The 15,588-nt window shown below is 72.2% G+C and carries 15 protein-coding genes; 10 read left to right on the forward strand and 5 right to left on the reverse strand.

What is annotated here, in order from left to right; translation table 11 throughout:
- Positions 1 to 246: 246 nt before the first annotated feature.
- The gene (locus ACLBXO_RS22635; RefSeq protein WP_447686764.1) at positions 247 to 993 is read right to left on the reverse strand and encodes a glucose 1-dehydrogenase; all 747 of its coding nucleotides are present in this window, start codon (positions 991 to 993) and stop codon (positions 247 to 249) included.
- Positions 994 to 1,098: 105 nt separating this feature from the next.
- Here ACLBXO_RS22635 and ACLBXO_RS22640 point away from each other — a divergent pair, with 105 nt between their 5' ends.
- Both ACLBXO_RS22640 and ACLBXO_RS22645 read left to right on the forward strand, forming a co-directional pair.
- Complete coding sequence (locus ACLBXO_RS22640) at positions 1,099 to 1,464, forward strand: ArsR/SmtB family transcription factor (protein ID WP_447686765.1); 366 nt, start codon at positions 1,099 to 1,101, stop codon at positions 1,462 to 1,464.
- A 197-nt stretch (positions 1,465 to 1,661) separates the two neighbouring features.
- Positions 1,662 to 1,796 carry a hypothetical protein gene (locus tag ACLBXO_RS22645; RefSeq protein WP_331315284.1) on the forward strand — a complete coding sequence of 45 codons (135 nt, stop codon included), beginning with the start codon at positions 1,662 to 1,664 and terminating at the stop codon, positions 1,794 to 1,796.
- Between the two features lie 13 nt (positions 1,797 to 1,809).
- Here ACLBXO_RS22645 and ACLBXO_RS22650 read toward each other — a convergent pair whose 3' ends face one another.
- Positions 1,810 to 4,182 (reverse strand): ATP-binding protein, encoded by a 2,373-nt coding sequence (locus tag ACLBXO_RS22650; protein ID WP_447686766.1) that lies wholly within the window; start codon positions 4,180 to 4,182, stop codon positions 1,810 to 1,812.
- A gap of 207 nt (positions 4,183 to 4,389) precedes the next feature.
- Positions 4,390 to 6,006 carry an FAD-dependent oxidoreductase gene (locus tag ACLBXO_RS22655; protein WP_447686767.1) on the reverse strand — a complete coding sequence of 539 codons (1,617 nt, stop codon included), beginning with the start codon at positions 6,004 to 6,006 and terminating at the stop codon, positions 4,390 to 4,392.
- A 307-nt stretch (positions 6,007 to 6,313) separates the two neighbouring features.
- Between ACLBXO_RS22655 and ACLBXO_RS22660 the strand changes: the two genes are divergently transcribed.
- Both ACLBXO_RS22660 and ACLBXO_RS22665 read left to right on the forward strand, forming a co-directional pair.
- On the forward strand, positions 6,314 to 6,523 hold the full coding sequence (locus tag ACLBXO_RS22660) for a hypothetical protein (RefSeq protein WP_331315280.1): 210 nt from the start codon (positions 6,314 to 6,316) through the stop codon (positions 6,521 to 6,523).
- Positions 6,524 to 7,228: 705 nt separating this feature from the next.
- Positions 7,229 to 7,375: a hypothetical protein gene (locus tag ACLBXO_RS22665; RefSeq protein WP_331315279.1), complete on the forward strand. Its 147-nt coding sequence runs from the start codon at positions 7,229 to 7,231 to the stop codon at positions 7,373 to 7,375.
- On the opposite strand, the gene ACLBXO_RS22670 is transcribed toward ACLBXO_RS22665, so the two are convergent.
- Positions 7,363 to 7,581, reverse strand: a complete 219-nt coding sequence (locus tag ACLBXO_RS22670; RefSeq protein WP_331315278.1) for a DUF6894 family protein — start codon at positions 7,579 to 7,581, stop codon at positions 7,363 to 7,365. The genes ACLBXO_RS22665 and ACLBXO_RS22670 overlap by 13 nt on opposite strands.
- Before the next feature lie 270 nt (positions 7,582 to 7,851).
- On the opposite strand from ACLBXO_RS22670, the gene ACLBXO_RS22675 reads away from it, so the two are divergent.
- The gene (locus tag ACLBXO_RS22675; protein WP_331315276.1) at positions 7,852 to 8,049 is read left to right on the forward strand and encodes a hypothetical protein; all 198 of its coding nucleotides are present in this window, start codon (positions 7,852 to 7,854) and stop codon (positions 8,047 to 8,049) included.
- Between the two features lie 180 nt (positions 8,050 to 8,229).
- Here ACLBXO_RS22675 and ACLBXO_RS22680 read toward each other — a convergent pair whose 3' ends face one another.
- The gene (locus tag ACLBXO_RS22680; RefSeq protein ID WP_447686768.1) at positions 8,230 to 8,853 is read right to left on the reverse strand and encodes a TetR/AcrR family transcriptional regulator; all 624 of its coding nucleotides are present in this window, start codon (positions 8,851 to 8,853) and stop codon (positions 8,230 to 8,232) included.
- A 172-nt stretch (positions 8,854 to 9,025) separates the two neighbouring features.
- On the opposite strand from ACLBXO_RS22680, the gene ACLBXO_RS22685 reads away from it, so the two are divergent.
- From ACLBXO_RS22685 to ACLBXO_RS22705, 5 genes are all read left to right on the forward strand, one after another.
- Positions 9,026 to 10,195, forward strand: a complete 1,170-nt coding sequence (locus ACLBXO_RS22685; RefSeq protein ID WP_447686769.1) for an isovaleryl-CoA dehydrogenase — start codon at positions 9,026 to 9,028, stop codon at positions 10,193 to 10,195.
- 77 nt (positions 10,196 to 10,272) lie between these two features.
- Positions 10,273 to 11,817 (forward strand): carboxyl transferase domain-containing protein, encoded by a 1,545-nt coding sequence (locus ACLBXO_RS22690; protein WP_447686796.1) that lies wholly within the window; start codon positions 10,273 to 10,275, stop codon positions 11,815 to 11,817.
- A 10-nt stretch (positions 11,818 to 11,827) separates the two neighbouring features.
- On the forward strand, positions 11,828 to 12,616 hold the full coding sequence (locus ACLBXO_RS22695) for an enoyl-CoA hydratase-related protein (protein WP_447686770.1): 789 nt from the start codon (positions 11,828 to 11,830) through the stop codon (positions 12,614 to 12,616).
- A gap of 10 nt (positions 12,617 to 12,626) precedes the next feature.
- The gene (locus tag ACLBXO_RS22700; protein WP_447686771.1) at positions 12,627 to 14,645 is read left to right on the forward strand and encodes an acetyl/propionyl/methylcrotonyl-CoA carboxylase subunit alpha; all 2,019 of its coding nucleotides are present in this window, start codon (positions 12,627 to 12,629) and stop codon (positions 14,643 to 14,645) included.
- Positions 14,642 to 15,553, forward strand: coding sequence for a hydroxymethylglutaryl-CoA lyase (locus tag ACLBXO_RS22705; RefSeq protein ID WP_447686772.1), 912 nt, complete (start codon positions 14,642 to 14,644; stop codon positions 15,551 to 15,553). Before ACLBXO_RS22700 ends, ACLBXO_RS22705 begins: the two co-directional genes overlap by 4 nt.
- Positions 15,554 to 15,588: the final 35 nt, after the last annotated feature.

Below are 15,588 nucleotides of genomic sequence, written 5' to 3' on the forward strand. Positions count from 1 at the left end.
ATCGTGCGCTCGGGAGCGACCCGTCCGCTCGCTGACACGACCGTCCCTGCCGCGTAGCCCGGCGGCCGGATCATCGTCCCCGCGGGGTGTGTCGGCAACGGTCCGCTCCCGGCCCGACGGCGAGCCGGAGGGAGGAGACGCGGACGATATCGGTCGGCGACCTGCCCGTCGGCGACGCGCCGCCTCGACGGTCTGCCCCCGCGCGCAGTCGGGCTCCCAGACGCTCGCGGGGGCCGCCCTCGTGGATCAGCGGATGCCGCCGCTCGCCGTGATGTTCTCGCCGGTGAGCCAGCGCGCGTCGTCGGACGCGAGGAACGCCACGACGGTGGCGATATCGTCCGGCTGACCGGCACGGCCGAGGGGCGTCTGCGCGATCATCCCGGCCTCCATCTCCGAGCCGGAGATGCCGGCTGTGTGCGTCCCCTCGGTCACCACGTAGCCGGGGCTGACGACGTTCACGCGGATCTTGCGGGGGGCCAGCTCGTTGGCGAGCACCCCCGATATGGCGTTCACCGCGCCTTTGGTGCCCGCGTAGACCGCCGCCGTCGGGGTGTGCACGTGCGTGATCGCCGAGGAGACGTTCACGATGCTCGCGCCTTCGCCGAGATGCTTCGCGGCGGCCCGCGTCGCCAGCAGGACGCCGAGTACGTTGACGTCGAACTGGCGGCGATAGTGTTCCTCGGTGACCTCCTCGATCGCGGCGAACTCGTAGACGCCGGAATTGTTGACCAGCACGTCGAGCCGCCCGAACGCGCGGATCGCGGCCTCGATCACATCCTGCGCCTCGGAAGCTCGGGATACGTCGCCCTGGGCCGCGACGGCCCTGCCGCCGGCGGACGTGATCGCGGCGACGACGGCTTCGGCCCCTGCCCTGCTGGACGCGTAGTTCACCACCACGGCGGCGCCGTCCCGCGCCAGCGCCTTGGCGATCCCCGCTCCGATGCCCTTCGAGGCCCCGGTGACGACGGCGACCTTGCCCGCAAGCTTCGACATGTATGCTATCTCCGGCATGGGCCGGCCGCGGATCGCGGCCATCGTCCCATAGTTCGGAACTTCGGAACTAACGGAGCGTCGTTCAAGGGCCCAGATGGACGAAAGATGAGATCCCTGTTTCACCCCGCCATCGAGGACGTGCGGCCGGAGGCCATCCTGCACGCGCTCGCCGACCCGAGCCGCGCGGCCATCTTCGCCAAGATCATGCAGGCCGGGTGCGTCGAGGCCTGTTCGGCCGTATCGGCGGTCGGGGACCGGGTCATCCCGAAATCCTCGCTGTCCAACCACTTCAAGGTGCTGCGCGAGGCCGGGTTGATCCGCAGCGAACGGCACGGCGTCGAGGTGCGCAACCATTCTCGCTGGACCGAGGTGGAGGCGCGCTTTCCCGGCCTGCTGGCGGGGATCATCAATGCCTACGCTTCTGAGGCCGGCACCGACGCGCGCCCCGCGAAGGCGGCAGAACCGCGTTAGGCACGCGACCCGGATCTGTTGTCGAAGATCGGGGGCGCGGCGTCGAACCCGCTGCTCACCAGGTCCGGGCAGGCGCCGGTCCTGTCCGCCGGACGTCCCACAGGGCCGACGCGAGGCCGGAGCCCTGTCCGACCGGCCTGCACGGCGTCACGTGCGCGTCTGCCGCATCGCCCACGAATCTGCCGGCGGATGACCCGATGGTCCTGGCAGTCGACCACCTCCTGCAGGCGCGTGCGGCCATCGTCGCGATGGGCCGCCAGCGGCTGCGACAGGTGTCGGATCTGGCGCTGTTCGAGGACGGGCGCGCTCTGGCGCAGCGCTTGCGGGCCTGATTCCGGCGGCCGATCACGCGGCCGGTCGCGACCGACCGTCCGTTCCCGCGAGGTTGCGCTCGATGACGGCGCGCAGATGCGCGCGATCGAAGGGCTTGCCGACATGGTCGTCGGCGCCGGCCGCCCGGAGCGCCCGGACCTGCTCGGGCAGGACGTGGGCCGTCATCGCGATGATCGGCACCGCGCCGGACGCGTCGCCGAGGCCGCGGATGATGCGCGTGGCCGTGATGCCGTCCATGACCGGCATCTCCACGTCCATCAGCACGAGATCGTAGGCCTGCGCCTGGACCATGGCCACGGCCTCCTGGCCATCGCAGGCGATGGAGACGCGATATCCCATCGCCTCCAGAACCATCTGGGCGATCTCGCGGTTGATGGCCCCGTCCTCGACGAGGAGCAGGTGCCCGCGTCGGGACCCATCCGTCTCGACCGCGCGCGGCGGAGCCGGCGGGACCAGCTGGTCGAGCGCCGGCGCGCGCGGGAGGACCACGTCGAACCAGAAGGTCGAGCCCGCCCCGTCGCGGCTCTCCAGCCCCATGGTGCCGCCCATCGTCTCGATCAGGCCCTTGGCGATCGCGAGCCCCAGTCCCGTGCCGCCGAAGCGCCGGGTCGTGGAGCTGTCGGCCTGGGCGAAGCGGGTGAAGAGTCGCGCCTGCGCCTCGACCGGGATCCCGATCCCGGTGTCGCGGACGGCGACGCGCAGGGCGACGCCGTCCGATCGCGGCGCGCGCGTGAGCGTGACCGTCACGGCGCCGCGCTGCGTGAACTTGACCGCGTTGTTGACGAGGTTCAGCAGCACCTGCCTCAGCCGCGCCTTGTCCCCGACGACCGGCTGCTCCGTGCCCGCCTCGCTCTCCCAGCGCAGGGCGAGGCCCTTGCGCTCGGCGGTTCCGGCGACGAGGGCCACGGTCTCCTCGACGAGGGCGCGCGGCGAGAACGGCGCCGCCTCCAGCGCGATGCCGTCCGCCTCGATGCGCGCGTAATCGAGGATGTCGTTGACCACCGTGGTCAGGACCTCGCATCCGGCCCGCATCTGGTCGACGCAGCGCTGCTGGCTCGGGGTCAGCGTGGCGTCGTCGCGGAGCAGGTCACCGAAGCCCACGATGGCGTTCAGCGGCGTGCGGACCTCATGGCTCATCGTGGCGAGGAAATCGCTCTTGGCGCGCTCGCCGGCCTCGGCACGCGCCTGGGCCGCCTCGGCGCGATCGCAGGCGTCGGCGAGCTCCGCGGTTCGCTCCGACACGCGGCGCTCGAGATCGACATTGGCGAGGGCCAGGGCCTGATCGCGCTCACCCAGGCGCGCCAGGAGCGAGGTCAGCGCGTCCGTCAGCTCGGCGATCTCCAAGTAGCCACGCGGCTTCGGCAGGCGATTGTCGCCCGTGGACGCGTCGATGCCGCTGGCCGCCCCGGCCAGCGCGCGGAGCGGATGGGCGAGCCGCTCCGCCGCCGACCAGCCCAGCAGCGCGAACAGGAGCGTGAAGGCGGCGCCACCGAGCATCAGCCGGTTGATGATCGGATCGGAGATCGCTTTCGCCACCTCGACGGGCTGCCGCACCAGCACGGTCCACGGCAGGGTCGGTTGATCGGCCGCGGGACGGGCGCGGCTCGCGCCGGTGAAATAATCAGCCCCGTCGGGCCATGTCCCGCGCGCGCTCGCGAGCTCGGCACCGCTCGTCAATTCCGGCAGCGCGGGCAGGACGGCGTCGATCCGCTGACCGGCCTGATCGCCGGGGCCGAGGATGACGGTCCCGTCGCCGGCGAGGATCAGCACCTCGACGCTCGGCTCGCGCTTCAGGGCCTTGGCGATGGCCGCCCGGCTCATCTCCCGCATCCACGTGATGCTGAGATGGCCGCCGACGACGCCGGTCCGGGCCCCGGCCGCGTCGTGGAGCGGCATCGCGACGTCGATGAAGCGCCGGGGCTCTCCGTAGGGCAGCGCCGGCAGGCGTTTCGCGAGGAGCTTCGCCTCGTGGATGTCGATGACGGCCGGGGCCTCGATGCCCTTCTGGAACCACGGGCGCGCGGCCACGCTCTCGCCCTCCAGCATGCCGCCGGTGCTGGCGACGACCACACCGGACCGGTCCGCGAAGCCGATCCAGGCATAGGCGGGGTAGCTCTCGCGCAGGGCATCGACCCACGCGCGCTGCGCCTCGGGCTTCGTGGCGTTCGTCCGGGCGACCGACGACAGCACGGCCATGTCGCCGAGCCGCTCGGCGATGTTGGCGTCGATGATCTGGCGCAGATGCTCCGCGAGCTCGGCGGTGTGCGCCTCGGCGCGGATCTGCACGCGCGCGGCGACGAACTGCGAGACCAGGGTCGTAGTGGCGGCCGTCAGGAGCAGCGCTCCGGCGGCGAAGACGAGGGCGAGGAGGGTGCGCAGCCGCATGATGACACCAGACCCGGGACGCCCGACCGTCGCACAAGGCGGTTAATGCGGAGCTGTTGAGGGCCCGACGATCCGGGCCGCGGCTCGGAAACAGGACCGCTGGTCTTGCGCGAGAACGACCTGATAGACATCACTATTGCGCAGAGCCCTCGAAGAACTTCTTCGAAGAGGCATCGGCCGTCCGTGCCGGATCGAGGGCGAGGTGCGCTATGTTCGGACGTGCTCCCATACCGTCGAGATGACGACGGAGCCCTCGCCGACCGAGGCCGCGACGCGCTTGACGGATCCCGCCCGAACATCGCCGACCGCGAAGATGCCGGGACGCGACGTCGCGTAGGGTGAGACGGCGCCGATCGTGTTTCCGGTCATGACGAACCCGTGGCTATCGAGTTCGACGAGCCCCGAGAGCCAGCCCGTATTGGGGGCGGCCCCGACCATGACGAACACGGCGCAGGTCGGGACCACGCGCGTCGTCTGATCGGCGAGGGTGCGGATCGTGACCGCCTCGAGGTGGGAATCGCCGTGCAAAGCGGTGAGTTCGGCGCCGTACTCGACGGTGATCGCCGGCTCCGCCTCCAGCCGGCTCGACAGGTAGCTCGACATGGAGGTCGCGAGCGACGGCCCGCGCACGAGGAGGCGCACGTGTCGGGCGGAGCGGCTGAGATACATCGCGGCCTGTCCCGCGGAGTTGCCGCCCCCGATGATGATCGCCTCGGCATTCCGGCAGTCACGGGCCTCGATCTCGGTCGCCGCGTAGTAGATGCCGGCCCCCTCGAATGTCTCGAGGCGCTCGATCGGCAGTCTGCGGTACTGGACGCCGGTCGCGACCACGACCGCCCGCCCCCGGACGCGCCGACCCGTGTCGAAGGTCGCGCAGAACGATCCGTCCTCCAGCCCTTCCAGCTTCGCAACGCGCCGCGGCATCGCGAACCGCGTGCCGAACTTCATCGCCTGGACCTCCCCGCGCCAGACGAGATCGGCCCCGGAGATGCCGGTCGGAAAGCCCATGTAGTTCTCGATGCGGCTCGAGGTGCCGGCCTGACCGCCGATCGCCACGTCCTCGATCACCAGCGCGCGGAGCCCCTCCGCCCCGGCGTAGACCCCGGCAGCCACTCCGGCCGGGCCACCGCCCACGATGAGGACATCGAAGGCCTCGTCGTCGACGAGGTTGTAGTCGAGGCCGAGCAGCCGCGCGACCTTGGCGGGGGTCGGATCGGGCACGACGACGCCCCGGCCGAAGATGACCGCCGGCCTCTCCGACGAGATCGCGCAGCTTCTGGCCACGCTCGCCGCCTCCGGGCTGCCCAGCGGATGGGACCTGCAGGGAAGGCGGTTCCGGCTCGCGAACTCCGCGATCCGTCGCACGCTCCGGTCGTCATCCTCGCCGATGAGCACGAGCGTGCCGTCATGCGCGTCGAGCTGCCGTCGCCGCCGTGCGGCGAGGACCGTGATGATGATGTCCGACATCTCCGGAATCTCGGACATCAGCTGCAGCATCGCCGGACGCGGGACCTCGGTGACGACGGTATCCGCGCTCGCCCGCATGGGCATCGACCAGACGCCGCCGTTCAGGAACGAGATCTCGCCCATGAATTGGGTCGGCCCGAGCGTCGCGGGCAGATGTCGCTCGTCGGTGAACGGGTTGACCACTTCGATCTCGCCGGCCTCGACGTAGTAGAAGCGGTCGGCTAGGTCGCCGGCGCGCACGACGAAGGTTCCGGCCGGGTAGCGCGTCTCGACCCCGATGCCCCGGATCGCGGCGACATGCGATGCGGCGAGTGGGATGCGCTGCATCTCCCGGAGGTCACGACCGATCGATTCCATGAACCGCTCCTATCGCAAGTTGCGCCCGGGGGCGCAGCATCGATGGCCGGGCCTCGGCAAGCAAGATCCGCATCCCCGCGCTCGCCGGTGCAGGGGACGGTCTGGGTATCGGCTGTCGCGGCGATCGACGTCGCGGGCAGGCACCCGATGGCGGCACGGAGCCGCCCGACCGGCCGGCGCGGGTCACGTGGCAGCGCCCCGCCCGCGGATCAGTGTAGGAGCGCGTGCTCCCGAGCACGGCCGGCGCCCTCGGAACGTGAGATCTTCGCGACAGGTCGAGAGATCAATATTCCCGACGGAGGCATCCATGGCTGATGTTGCTGCGATCCGCGAGACGATACACCTCGACGAGGGGGACGTGATCGTCCTGCTCCCCGGCGACCTGTCCCTGGCGAGCATCAACCTGCTTCAGGCCAAGCTCGACGGTCTGGCCGCGGACCTGAACGCGCGGTGCATGGAAGAGAGCCGCGCTTCCCTGTCGGGATTGGCCGGGCTCGCCGCCTTCCTCGCCAACTGAGACGGAGCCGGCCACGCACTCAGTGCAGTCGCAGCGCCGCGCGCACCGGCCGCGCCCGGACCGGCCGCGACGCGGGGCATCCTGCGAGCCGGTCGCGGATGGCGGGGACCGGCACCTCGATGGTCGGCGATGGACAGGCCGCCGGCTCGGGGCTCGGGCAGACCGGGGGCGGCCGAGCCCCGATCCACCGGACCGGGCCGGACCTCGCTATCACCGGACTGAGCGTTCGCCGCGGGAGGATCCGGCGCCTCGCGGGCGCGCTGCGACCAATTCGACACGCCCGGTCCGCCGGTGACGCGGCCGGCCTCCCTGTCGCGGTTCCGGCTCCCGGCGCCGACCCGGCGCGGCTCGGACCGCGATCCTCGGCCGTCGTTCCGGACAATCGTCGCCGCGATCGCTCGGGCATCAGCGCCTCGCCGGCGAGGCGTGAGCGTGCGCGCCGCCGCATTCGCCGCGGCTGTGCAAGCACGCGCCGCCCGCGCGGCGCCGGATTTTCTCAGCGTGCGCGCCGCAGACCCTGCCGCGCACTCGCCCGCGCGAGCTCCGATACTGAGATCGACTTCATGTTCCGGAGTCTTCTGTCGGTCCGGGCGCTCCCCTCCGCGTAGAGACTGCCGAGTCCTGTAGGGCGAAACCTGACTTATAGGGGTTGCAACGGTTTGCTAGGGTTGATGGTTACTGCTCGCGGAAAGCGTGGAGAACTCGATGTACGCCTCGGTCCTGGGCGATCTGGAGATATCGGTCGAGCCTCCGGGTGCCGGGCCGCCGCCCGAGGCGCTCATCCTCCGCGAACACATCCGCCGGATCCTGCGCAAGCTCACGCGCCCGGCGGCCAGCGCTCAGTACAGCTGAAGGGAACGAAGCACGGTGCCGTCGGCGATGTGGATCTCCACGCACCAGCGTTCGTCAGGATCGGGCAGTTCGCCCCGCGCGTGCATCTCGGCGATCAACTGCGTTGCCTCGGCCACGGCGACCTCGATCGAGCTTGCCAGCACGCCCTCCTCGTCCTCGATGACCTCGTTCGGCCCTCTCAGGCGGAAATGGTACCGCTCTACCATGTCGCTCCTGCTCACACCGTCGGCACAGCACTCCGACCGCGCGAGGGTAGCATCGAATGGGCGGATAAAGCCAAGCTGGCATGCCAAGTCGGGCCCGGCAGGGGTCGAATCCGCCCGCGTCGGCACGCAGTTGCGCCTGTGATCTACGAGGATGTCGGGGGCAAGCCCGGTGCAGGTCGATGCAGGTTGTTGCGCCGGCCAAGCTCTTAACGCGGCAGGCCTTTTTGCGGCGCATGGTGCGGGCATGTCCCAGCGCCCGACGAGCCCGCCATGCATTTCGAGATCCGAGCGACCGACACCCGTCTTTGGACCTGGGTGCTCCTCGATGCGACACAGATGCCGGTCCTGACATCGGATCGCACCTTCCCCTCGGAGGCCCAGGCCTCGGCGGCCGCGCTGGCCTTCGCCAAGCTCGTCACGCGGGCCGGCAGGACCCTCACCGCCGCCCCGTCCGGCGGACTGATCTGAGGCGTCCGCCGCTGCCCGGGTGGTAGCCCGCCCGCCGAGCGCGCCGAGCCCGCGTCCGGTAGCCGACCGCGCGCATTCTCCATACGCGGGCCCGTCGACGGCCGCACCGTCGAGGGCGGCCCTCGAGAGCCGGCTGTCCGTCGGCGAGACGGCCCGACTCTCTGGACGCGCGGAAGGACTTCAGTCGTCGCGGGCCATCGCCTGTCGGTGGCGCCGGACGCAGCCGCGCAGCGCCATGTCGGTGTGCAGGTCGACGATCTCCGCCTTGGTCATCCGGCCATCGGGCCTGTACCACGTGCAGGCGCTGGTGAGCATGCCGAGGATCGCGTAGGCCGCGACGCGCGAGTCCCGAATGTCGAGCGCGCCCGCGGCGACGCCGTCATCGAGCAGCGCGACCAGCCTGTCTTCGTAGTCCCGGCGCAGCGCCACGATCGCCGCGTAATGCGGCGGATCGAGCGACCGCAGCTCGAAATTCGCGATGAAGACTTCCTGCTTCTTCTCGAGATGGTACGTGACGTGGTGGGCCACGAAGGCGCGGAGGCGGTCCGTCGGGCCGCCGGACGCCGCTGCCAGCGCCGCGTCGGTCTGCGCCAGCAATGTCTCCATGTGGTCGCGCACGATGTCGAACAGCAGATCCTGCTTGCTGCGGATGTGGTTGTAGAGCGAGGCCGCCTGGATCCCGACCTCGGCGGCCAGGGCGCGCAGGGTCATCGCCTCAAAGCCGTGACGGTAGATGAGCCGAAGCCCGGCCTGGCGGATGGCGGCGGCCGTGCGCGGCCCATTCGATCCGGCGGTGCGACCCACGAAGACACTCCGAAGACAGTTCAGAGCGCAACAGACACCGGGGAATGCTCACGCCGAGCCCCGCTATAATCTAACGAACAACCGTTCGTAAATCGCCTTGCCAGCACCGCTTAACGAACGTACGTTCGTTTCAGAGAGGCGAGTGCCCGATTCTCAGGCGAGGAGACGCGCGATGCCCATCGGCCTGCAGGATTTCGAGTTCGGCCTGGGCGAGACGGCCGATGCCCTGCGCGCCGAGGTCGAGCGCTTCGCCCGCGCCGAGATCGCCCCCCGCGCGGCAGCGATCGATGTCAGCAACGCGTTTCCCGCCGACCTCTGGCGCAAGCTCGGCGCACTCGGCGTGCTCGGCGTCACCGTCGAGGAGACCTACGGCGGCGCCGGCCTGGGCTACCTCGAGCACGCGGTGGCCATGGAGGAGATCAGCCGGGCCTCTGCCTCGGTCGGGCTGTCCTACGGCGCGCATTCCAACCTCTGCGTGAACCAGATCCGCCGCAACGGCACCAACGCGCAGAAGCGGCGCTACCTGCCGAGGCTGATCGCGGGCGAGCATGTCGGCGCGCTCGCGATGTCCGAGCCGGGCTCCGGCAGCGACGTCGTCTCCATGCGGCTGCGGGCCGACAGGCGCGGCGACCGCTACGTCCTGAACGGCACCAAGATGTGGATCACCAACGGTCCCGACGCCGACATCCTGGTGGTCTACGCCAAGACGGATCCCGGGGCCGGCCCGCGGGGGATCACGGCGTTCCTGGTCGAGAAGGATTTTCCCGGCTTCTCCACCGCGCAGAAGCTCGACAAGCTCGGCATGCGCGGCTCGAACACCTGCGAGCTGCTGTTCCGGGACTGCGAGATACCGGAAGAGAACGTCCTGGGCGCAGTGGGGCGCGGCGTCGGCGTGCTGATGTCGGGCCTCGACTACGAGCGCGCCGTGCTGGCCGCCGGCCCGCTCGGCATCATGCGCGCCTGCCTCGACGTCGTCCTGCCCTATCTCCACGAGCGGCGGCAATTCGGTCGGCCGATCGGCGAGTTCCAGCTCATGCAGGGCAAGATCGCCGACATGTACACGGCGACGAACGCCGCCCGGGCCTACGTCTACGCGGTGGCGCGGGCCTGCGACCGCGGGCGGGCGACGCGCCGGGACGCGGCCGGCGCGATCCTGTTCGCGGCCGAGCGCGCGACCGCGGTGGCCCTCGACGCGATCCAGGCGCTCGGCGGCAACGGCTACATCAACGACTATCCGACCGGCCGCCTGCTGCGCGACGCCAAGCTCTACGAGATCGGCGCCGGCACGAGCGAGATCCGGCGCGTGCTGATCGGCCGCGAATTGTTCGCCGAGACGGCCTGAGGGAGACGGGCGCCGTGCCGGTGATCGAATCCGCGCTGGATCCGCGCGCGCCCGAGGCCCGCGCCAATGCCGAGGCCATGCGCGCCCTGGTGGCGGACCTGCGCGCGACCGCCGACCGCGTCCGCCTCGGCGGCGGGGCGGCCGCGCGGGAGCGGCATCGCGCCCGCGGCAAGCTCCTGCCCCGGGAGCGGATCCGGGCGCTGATCGACCCGTTCTCGCCCTTCCTGGAGGTCGGCCAGCTGGCCGGGCACGGCCTCTACGGCGGCGAGGTCCCCTCGGCCGGGATCGTCACTGGCATCGGCCGCGTCTCCGGGCGCGAGTGCGTGATCGTCGCCAACGACGCGACCGTGAAGGGCGGCACCTACTTCCCGATGACCGTGCAGAAGCATCTCCGGGCGCAGGAGATCGCGCAGCAGAACCGGCTGCCCTGCCTCTACCTCGTCGACAGCGGCGGCGCGCATCTGCCAAGCCAGGACGAAGTCTTCCCGGGCCGGGACCATTTCGGTCGCATCTTCTACAACCAGGCGACGATGTCGGCGCAGGGGATCGCCCAGATCGCCGTGGTGATGGGCTCCTGCACCGCCGGCGGCGCCTACGTGCCGGCGCTGTGCGACGAGTCGATCATCGTCCGCGGCCAGGGCACAATCTTCCTCGGCGGGCCGCCGCTGGTGAAGGCCGCCACCGGCGAGGAGGTCAGCGCCGAGGAGCTCGGCGGCGCCGACGTGCACGCCAGGATCTCGGGCGTGACCGACCACATGGCGGAGACCGACGCCCACGCCCTCGGCATCGCCCGCCGCATCGTGGCCAACCTGAACGCGGTGAAGCGCCCCGCGCTCGCGCTGCGGCAGCCCGAGCCGCCGCGCTACGCCGCCGAGGAGATCTACGCGGCGGTGCCGGCGGACCGCCGGACGCCCTACGACGTGCGCGAGGTCATCGCCCGGCTGGTGGACGGCAGCGACTTCGACGAGTTCAAGCGCCTCTACGGCCAGACCCTGGTCTGCGGCTTCGCCCATATCTGGGGCTACCCGGTGGGAATCGTCGCCAACAACGGCATCCTGTTCTCGGAGAGTGCCCTGAAGGGCGCCCATTTCGTCGAGCTCTGCGCCCAGCGCGGCGTGCCCCTGGTGTTCCTCCAGAACATCACCGGCTTCATGGTCGGCCGGCGCTACGAGGCCGGCGGCATCGCCAAGGACGGGGCCAAGATGGTCACCGCCGTCGCGACCGCCGCGGTGCCGAAATTCACCGTCCTGATCGGCGGCAGCTTCGGGGCCGGCAATTACGGCATGTGCGGACGGGCCTACGGGCCGCGCTTCCTCTGGATGTGGCCGAACGCGAGGATCGGCGTGATGGGCGGCGAGCAGGCGGCCTCGGTCCTGGCCACGGTCCGGCGCGACGGCATCGAGGGCCGCGGCGGCACGTGGTCGGCGGAGGACGAGGCGGCGTTCAAGGCGCCGATCCGGGCGCAGTACGAGGAGCAGGGCCACCCCTACTATTCCAGCGCCCGGCTCTGGGACGACGGGGTGATCGACCCGGCCGACACGCGCCGCGTCCTGGCGCTCGGCCTCTCGGCGAGCCTCAACGCGCCGACGCCTGAGACCCGCTTCGGCCTGTTCCGGATGTAGGAGGCGCGGGGTGGGCGGCACCTTGCTGGAGACGGTCGACGAGCGCGGGGTCGCCACCCTGACGCTCAACCGTCCGGAGCAGCACAACGCCTTCGACGACGGCCTGATCGCCGCCCTCACCGCGTCCCTGCACCGGCTGGGCGCCGCGCCCGGGATCCGGGCGATCGTCCTGGCGGGCGCCGGCCAGAGCTTCTCGGCGGGCGCCGACCTCGCGTGGATGCGCCGGATCGCCGGCCAGTCCTTCGACAGCAACCTCGCCGACGCCGCCGGGCTCGCGGGGCTGATGCACAGTCTCGACCGGCTGCCGAAGCCGACGCTCGCCCTCGTGCACGGCGCGGCCTACGGCGGCGGCGTCGGGCTCGCCGCCTGCTGCGACGTCGCCATCGCGGCCGAGAGCGCGCGGTTCTGCCTGAGCGAGGTGCGGCTCGGCCTCATCCCGGCGACGATCGGCCCCTACGTGGTCAACGCGATCGGCCCGCGCTGGGCCCGGCGCCTGTTCCAGACCGCGGAGGTCTTCTCCGCCGAGCGCGCACGGGCGATCGGCCTCGTGCACGAGGTGGTGCCCGACGGCCGGCTGGGGGCGGCCGGCGCGGAGGTGCTGCGCGACATCCTCCGGGGCGCCCCGGGCGCGCAGGCCGAGGCCAAGGACCTCGTCTTCCTGTGCGAGGGGCGGCCGGTGGACGCCGACCTGGGACGCGAGACGGGCCGGCGCATCGCCCGGCGCCGGGCGTCGGACGAGGGGCAGGCGGGCATCGCCGCCTTCCTCGACAAGCGCCCTCCCCCGTGGCGGCGGGATTGAGGGGGCGGCCATGTTCGGCAAGATCCTCATCGCCAACCGCGGCGAGATCGCCTGCCGGGTGATCGCCACGGCCCGGCGCCTCGGCATCGGCACGGTCGCGGTCTATTCCGAGGCGGATGCCGGCGCCCGCCACACCCGGATGGCCGACGAGGCGTGGCCGATCGGGCCCGCCCCGGCGCGCGAGAGCTACCTCGTGGGCGAGCGGATCCTCGACGTCGCCCGGCGCGCCGGGGCGGAGGCGATCCATCCGGGCTACGGCTTCCTGTCGGAGAACGCGGACTTCGCCGGCGCCTGCGCCGGGGCCGGCCTCGTGTTCGTCGGCCCGCCCCAGGCGGCGGTCCGGGCCATGGGCTCCAAGGCCGAGGCCAAGGCGCTGATGGAGCGCGCCGGGGTGCCGCTGGTGCCGGGCTATCACGGCGCCGCGCAGGATCTCCCGGTGCTGAAGGAGGCGGCCGCCCGGATCGGCTACCCGGTCTTGATCAAGGCGTCGGCCGGCGGCGGCGGCAAGGGCATGCGCGTCGTCGCGGCGCCCGCGGCGTTCGAGTCCGCCCTGGCCGGCGCCCAGCGCGAGGCGCGGGCGCCCTTCGGCGACGACCGGGTGCTGATCGAGAAATACCTGACCCGCCCCCGGCACATCGAGATCCAGGTCTTCGCCGACAGCCACGGCACCACCGTCTCGCTGTTCGAGCGCGACTGCTCGATCCAGCGGCGCCACCAGAAGGTGATCGAGGAGGCGCCCGCCCCGGGGATGGATCCGGTCCGGCGCGCGCGGATGGGCGAGGCCGCGGTCGCGGCGGCGCGGGCGGTCGGCTATGTCGGCGCCGGCACGGTGGAGTTCATCGCCGACGGCGAGACCTTCTACTTCATGGAGATGAACACCCGGCTCCAGGTCGAGCATCCGGTGACCGAGATGGTCACGGGACTCGACCTGGTGGAGTGGCAGCTGCGCGTGGCCGCGGGCGAGCGGCTGCCGCTCGGCGCCGGGGATCTGGCCCTGCGCGGCCACGCCATCGAGGCGCGCGTCTACGCCGAGGATCCGGAGCGCGAGTTCCTGCCGGCGGTCGGCACCCTCGCCCACCTGCGCCAGCCGCCGGAGGTGCCGGGGCGGGTGCGGGTCGAGACCGGGATCGTGCAGGGCGACCGGATCACCCCGGATTACGACCCGATGATCGCCAAGCTGGTCGTCTGGGGCGAGGACCGGGCGGCCGCGATCCGGCAGCTCGCGGCCGCCCTCGCCGCCTACGAGGTCGTCGGCGTGACGACCAATCTGGATCTCCTGCGCGCCGTCGCCGGCCACCCCGCCTACCGCGCGGCCGACCTCGATACCGGCTTCATCGCCCGCCACGCCGACGACCTGCTGGCGCCGCCTGTGACCGGTGCGGCCGATCCCGCGCTCTGGGCCGCCGCCGCCCTCACCGTCCTGCGCGACCGGCGCGCGGCCGTCGCCGCGCAGGCGCGGGCGAGCGGCGACCCGTGGTCGCCCTGGGCCGATCCGGACGCGTGGCGGATGAACGGGGAGCCCTACCAGGACCTGCAGTTCCGCCACGGCGACGACCCGCCCGTCACCCTGCGCACGCACCCGCTCCCCGACGGCGGCGCCCGCGTCGACCTGCCGGGTGGCTCCGTCCTGGCGGCGCTCGCCGAGGACGCAGAGGGCGAGCGGCTGATGCTGGACGGCGTCTGGCGCCGGCTGCGCGCGGTCCGCAGCGGCGCGGAGCTGACGGTGATCGTCGGCGGCCGGAACGCGACGCTGGTCCACGTCGATCCCCTCGCCCCGCCCCGGACCGAGGCGTCCGGCAGCGACCGGGTGACGGCGCCCGTGCCGGGCCGCCTGACCCAGCTCTGGGTGCGGCCCGGCGATGCCGTGGAGAAGGGCGCGCCGCTCGCGGTGATCGAGGCGATGAAGATGGAGATCACCCTCCGCGCGCCGCAGGCCGGCACCGTCGCCGAGATCCGCCACACCGTCGACGACATGGTCGAGGAGGGCGCCGAGATCGTCACCTTCGCGGCGGAGGAGCGACCCGCATGAGCTATCCGGCCCGGGTGCAGGTGGTCGAGGTCGGGCCGCGCGACGGGCTCCAGAACGAGCCCGCGCCGGTGCCGATCGCCGCCAGGGTGGCGCTGATCGAGGCCCTGGCCGAGGCCGGGCTGACCCGCATCGAGGCCGGCAGCTTCGTGTCGCCCCGCTGGGTGCCGCAGATGGCCGACACCGCGGAGGTCCTGGCGCGGCTGCGGCCCCGGCCCGAGGTCGGCTATGCCGTTCTCGTCCCGAACCTGCAGGGCCTGGAGCGGGCCTGTGCCTCCGGGGTCCGGGAGGTCGCGGTGTTCGCCGCCGCCTCCGAGAGCTTCTCCCGGCGCAACGTCAACGGCTCGATCGCCGAGAGCCTCGACCGCTTCGCCCCGGTGCTGGAGGCAGCGCGCGCGCGAGACCTGCGGGTGCGGGGCTACGTCTCCTGCGTGCTGGGCTGCCCCTACGAGGGCGACGTCGTGCCGGCGGCGGTCGCCCGGGTCGCCGCGTCCCTGCACGCGATGGGCTGCCACGAGATCGCCCTCGGCGACACGATCGGGACCGGCACGCCGCTCCAGGCCCGGCGGCTCGTCGAGCGGGTGGCCGCCGACGTGCCGATGACGGCCATCGCCCTGCATTTCCACGACACCTACGGGCAGGCCCTGGCCAACATCCTCGCCTGCCTCGAACTCGGGGTGTCGGTTGTGGACGCCGCGGTGGCGGGGCTCGGGGGCTGCCCCTACGCGCCGGGCGCCGCCGGCAACGCCGCCACCGAGGACGTCGTCTACATGCTGCGCGGCATGGGCATCGAGACCGGCATCGACCTCGACGCCCTCGCCGCGGCCGGGCGGTCGATCGCGTCCCAGCTCGGCCGGGAGCCGGCCTCGAAGGTCGCCCGCGCGCTGGCCGCCGCGCCGCCGCACCCCTGATCGAGCGGGCGGCCTCGGCGCCGCGGCCGCGCACG

This window comes from Methylobacterium sp. C33D (genome assembly GCF_053345825.1).

What these genes read in the sequence shown, in the direction of transcription:
- ACLBXO_RS22635 (WP_447686764.1), bottom strand. Translation starts at nt 993, where the DNA reads ATGTCGAAGCTTGCGGGCAAGGTCGCCGTCGTCACCGGGGCCTCGAAG.
- ACLBXO_RS22640 (WP_447686765.1), top strand. Translation starts at nt 1,099, where the DNA reads ATGAGATCCCTGTTTCACCCCGCCATCGAGGACGTGCGGCCGGAGGCC.
- ACLBXO_RS22645 (WP_331315284.1), top strand. Translation starts at nt 1,662, where the DNA reads ATGGTCCTGGCAGTCGACCACCTCCTGCAGGCGCGTGCGGCCATCGTC.
- ACLBXO_RS22650 (WP_447686766.1), bottom strand. Translation starts at nt 4,182, where the DNA reads ATGCGGCTGCGCACCCTCCTCGCCCTCGTCTTCGCCGCCGGAGCGCTG.
- ACLBXO_RS22655 (WP_447686767.1), bottom strand. Translation starts at nt 6,006, where the DNA reads ATGGAATCGATCGGTCGTGACCTCCGGGAGATGCAGCGCATCCCACTC.
- ACLBXO_RS22660 (WP_331315280.1), top strand. Translation starts at nt 6,314, where the DNA reads ATGGCTGATGTTGCTGCGATCCGCGAGACGATACACCTCGACGAGGGG.
- ACLBXO_RS22665 (WP_331315279.1), top strand. Translation starts at nt 7,229, where the DNA reads ATGTACGCCTCGGTCCTGGGCGATCTGGAGATATCGGTCGAGCCTCCG.
- ACLBXO_RS22670 (WP_331315278.1), bottom strand. Translation starts at nt 7,581, where the DNA reads ATGGTAGAGCGGTACCATTTCCGCCTGAGAGGGCCGAACGAGGTCATC.
- ACLBXO_RS22675 (WP_331315276.1), top strand. Translation starts at nt 7,852, where the DNA reads ATGCATTTCGAGATCCGAGCGACCGACACCCGTCTTTGGACCTGGGTG.
- ACLBXO_RS22685 (WP_447686769.1), top strand. Translation starts at nt 9,026, where the DNA reads ATGCCCATCGGCCTGCAGGATTTCGAGTTCGGCCTGGGCGAGACGGCC.
- ACLBXO_RS22690 (WP_447686796.1), top strand. Translation starts at nt 10,273, where the DNA reads ATGCGCGCCCTGGTGGCGGACCTGCGCGCGACCGCCGACCGCGTCCGC.
- ACLBXO_RS22700 (WP_447686771.1), top strand. Translation starts at nt 12,627, where the DNA reads ATGTTCGGCAAGATCCTCATCGCCAACCGCGGCGAGATCGCCTGCCGG.
- ACLBXO_RS22705 (WP_447686772.1), top strand. Translation starts at nt 14,642, where the DNA reads ATGAGCTATCCGGCCCGGGTGCAGGTGGTCGAGGTCGGGCCGCGCGAC.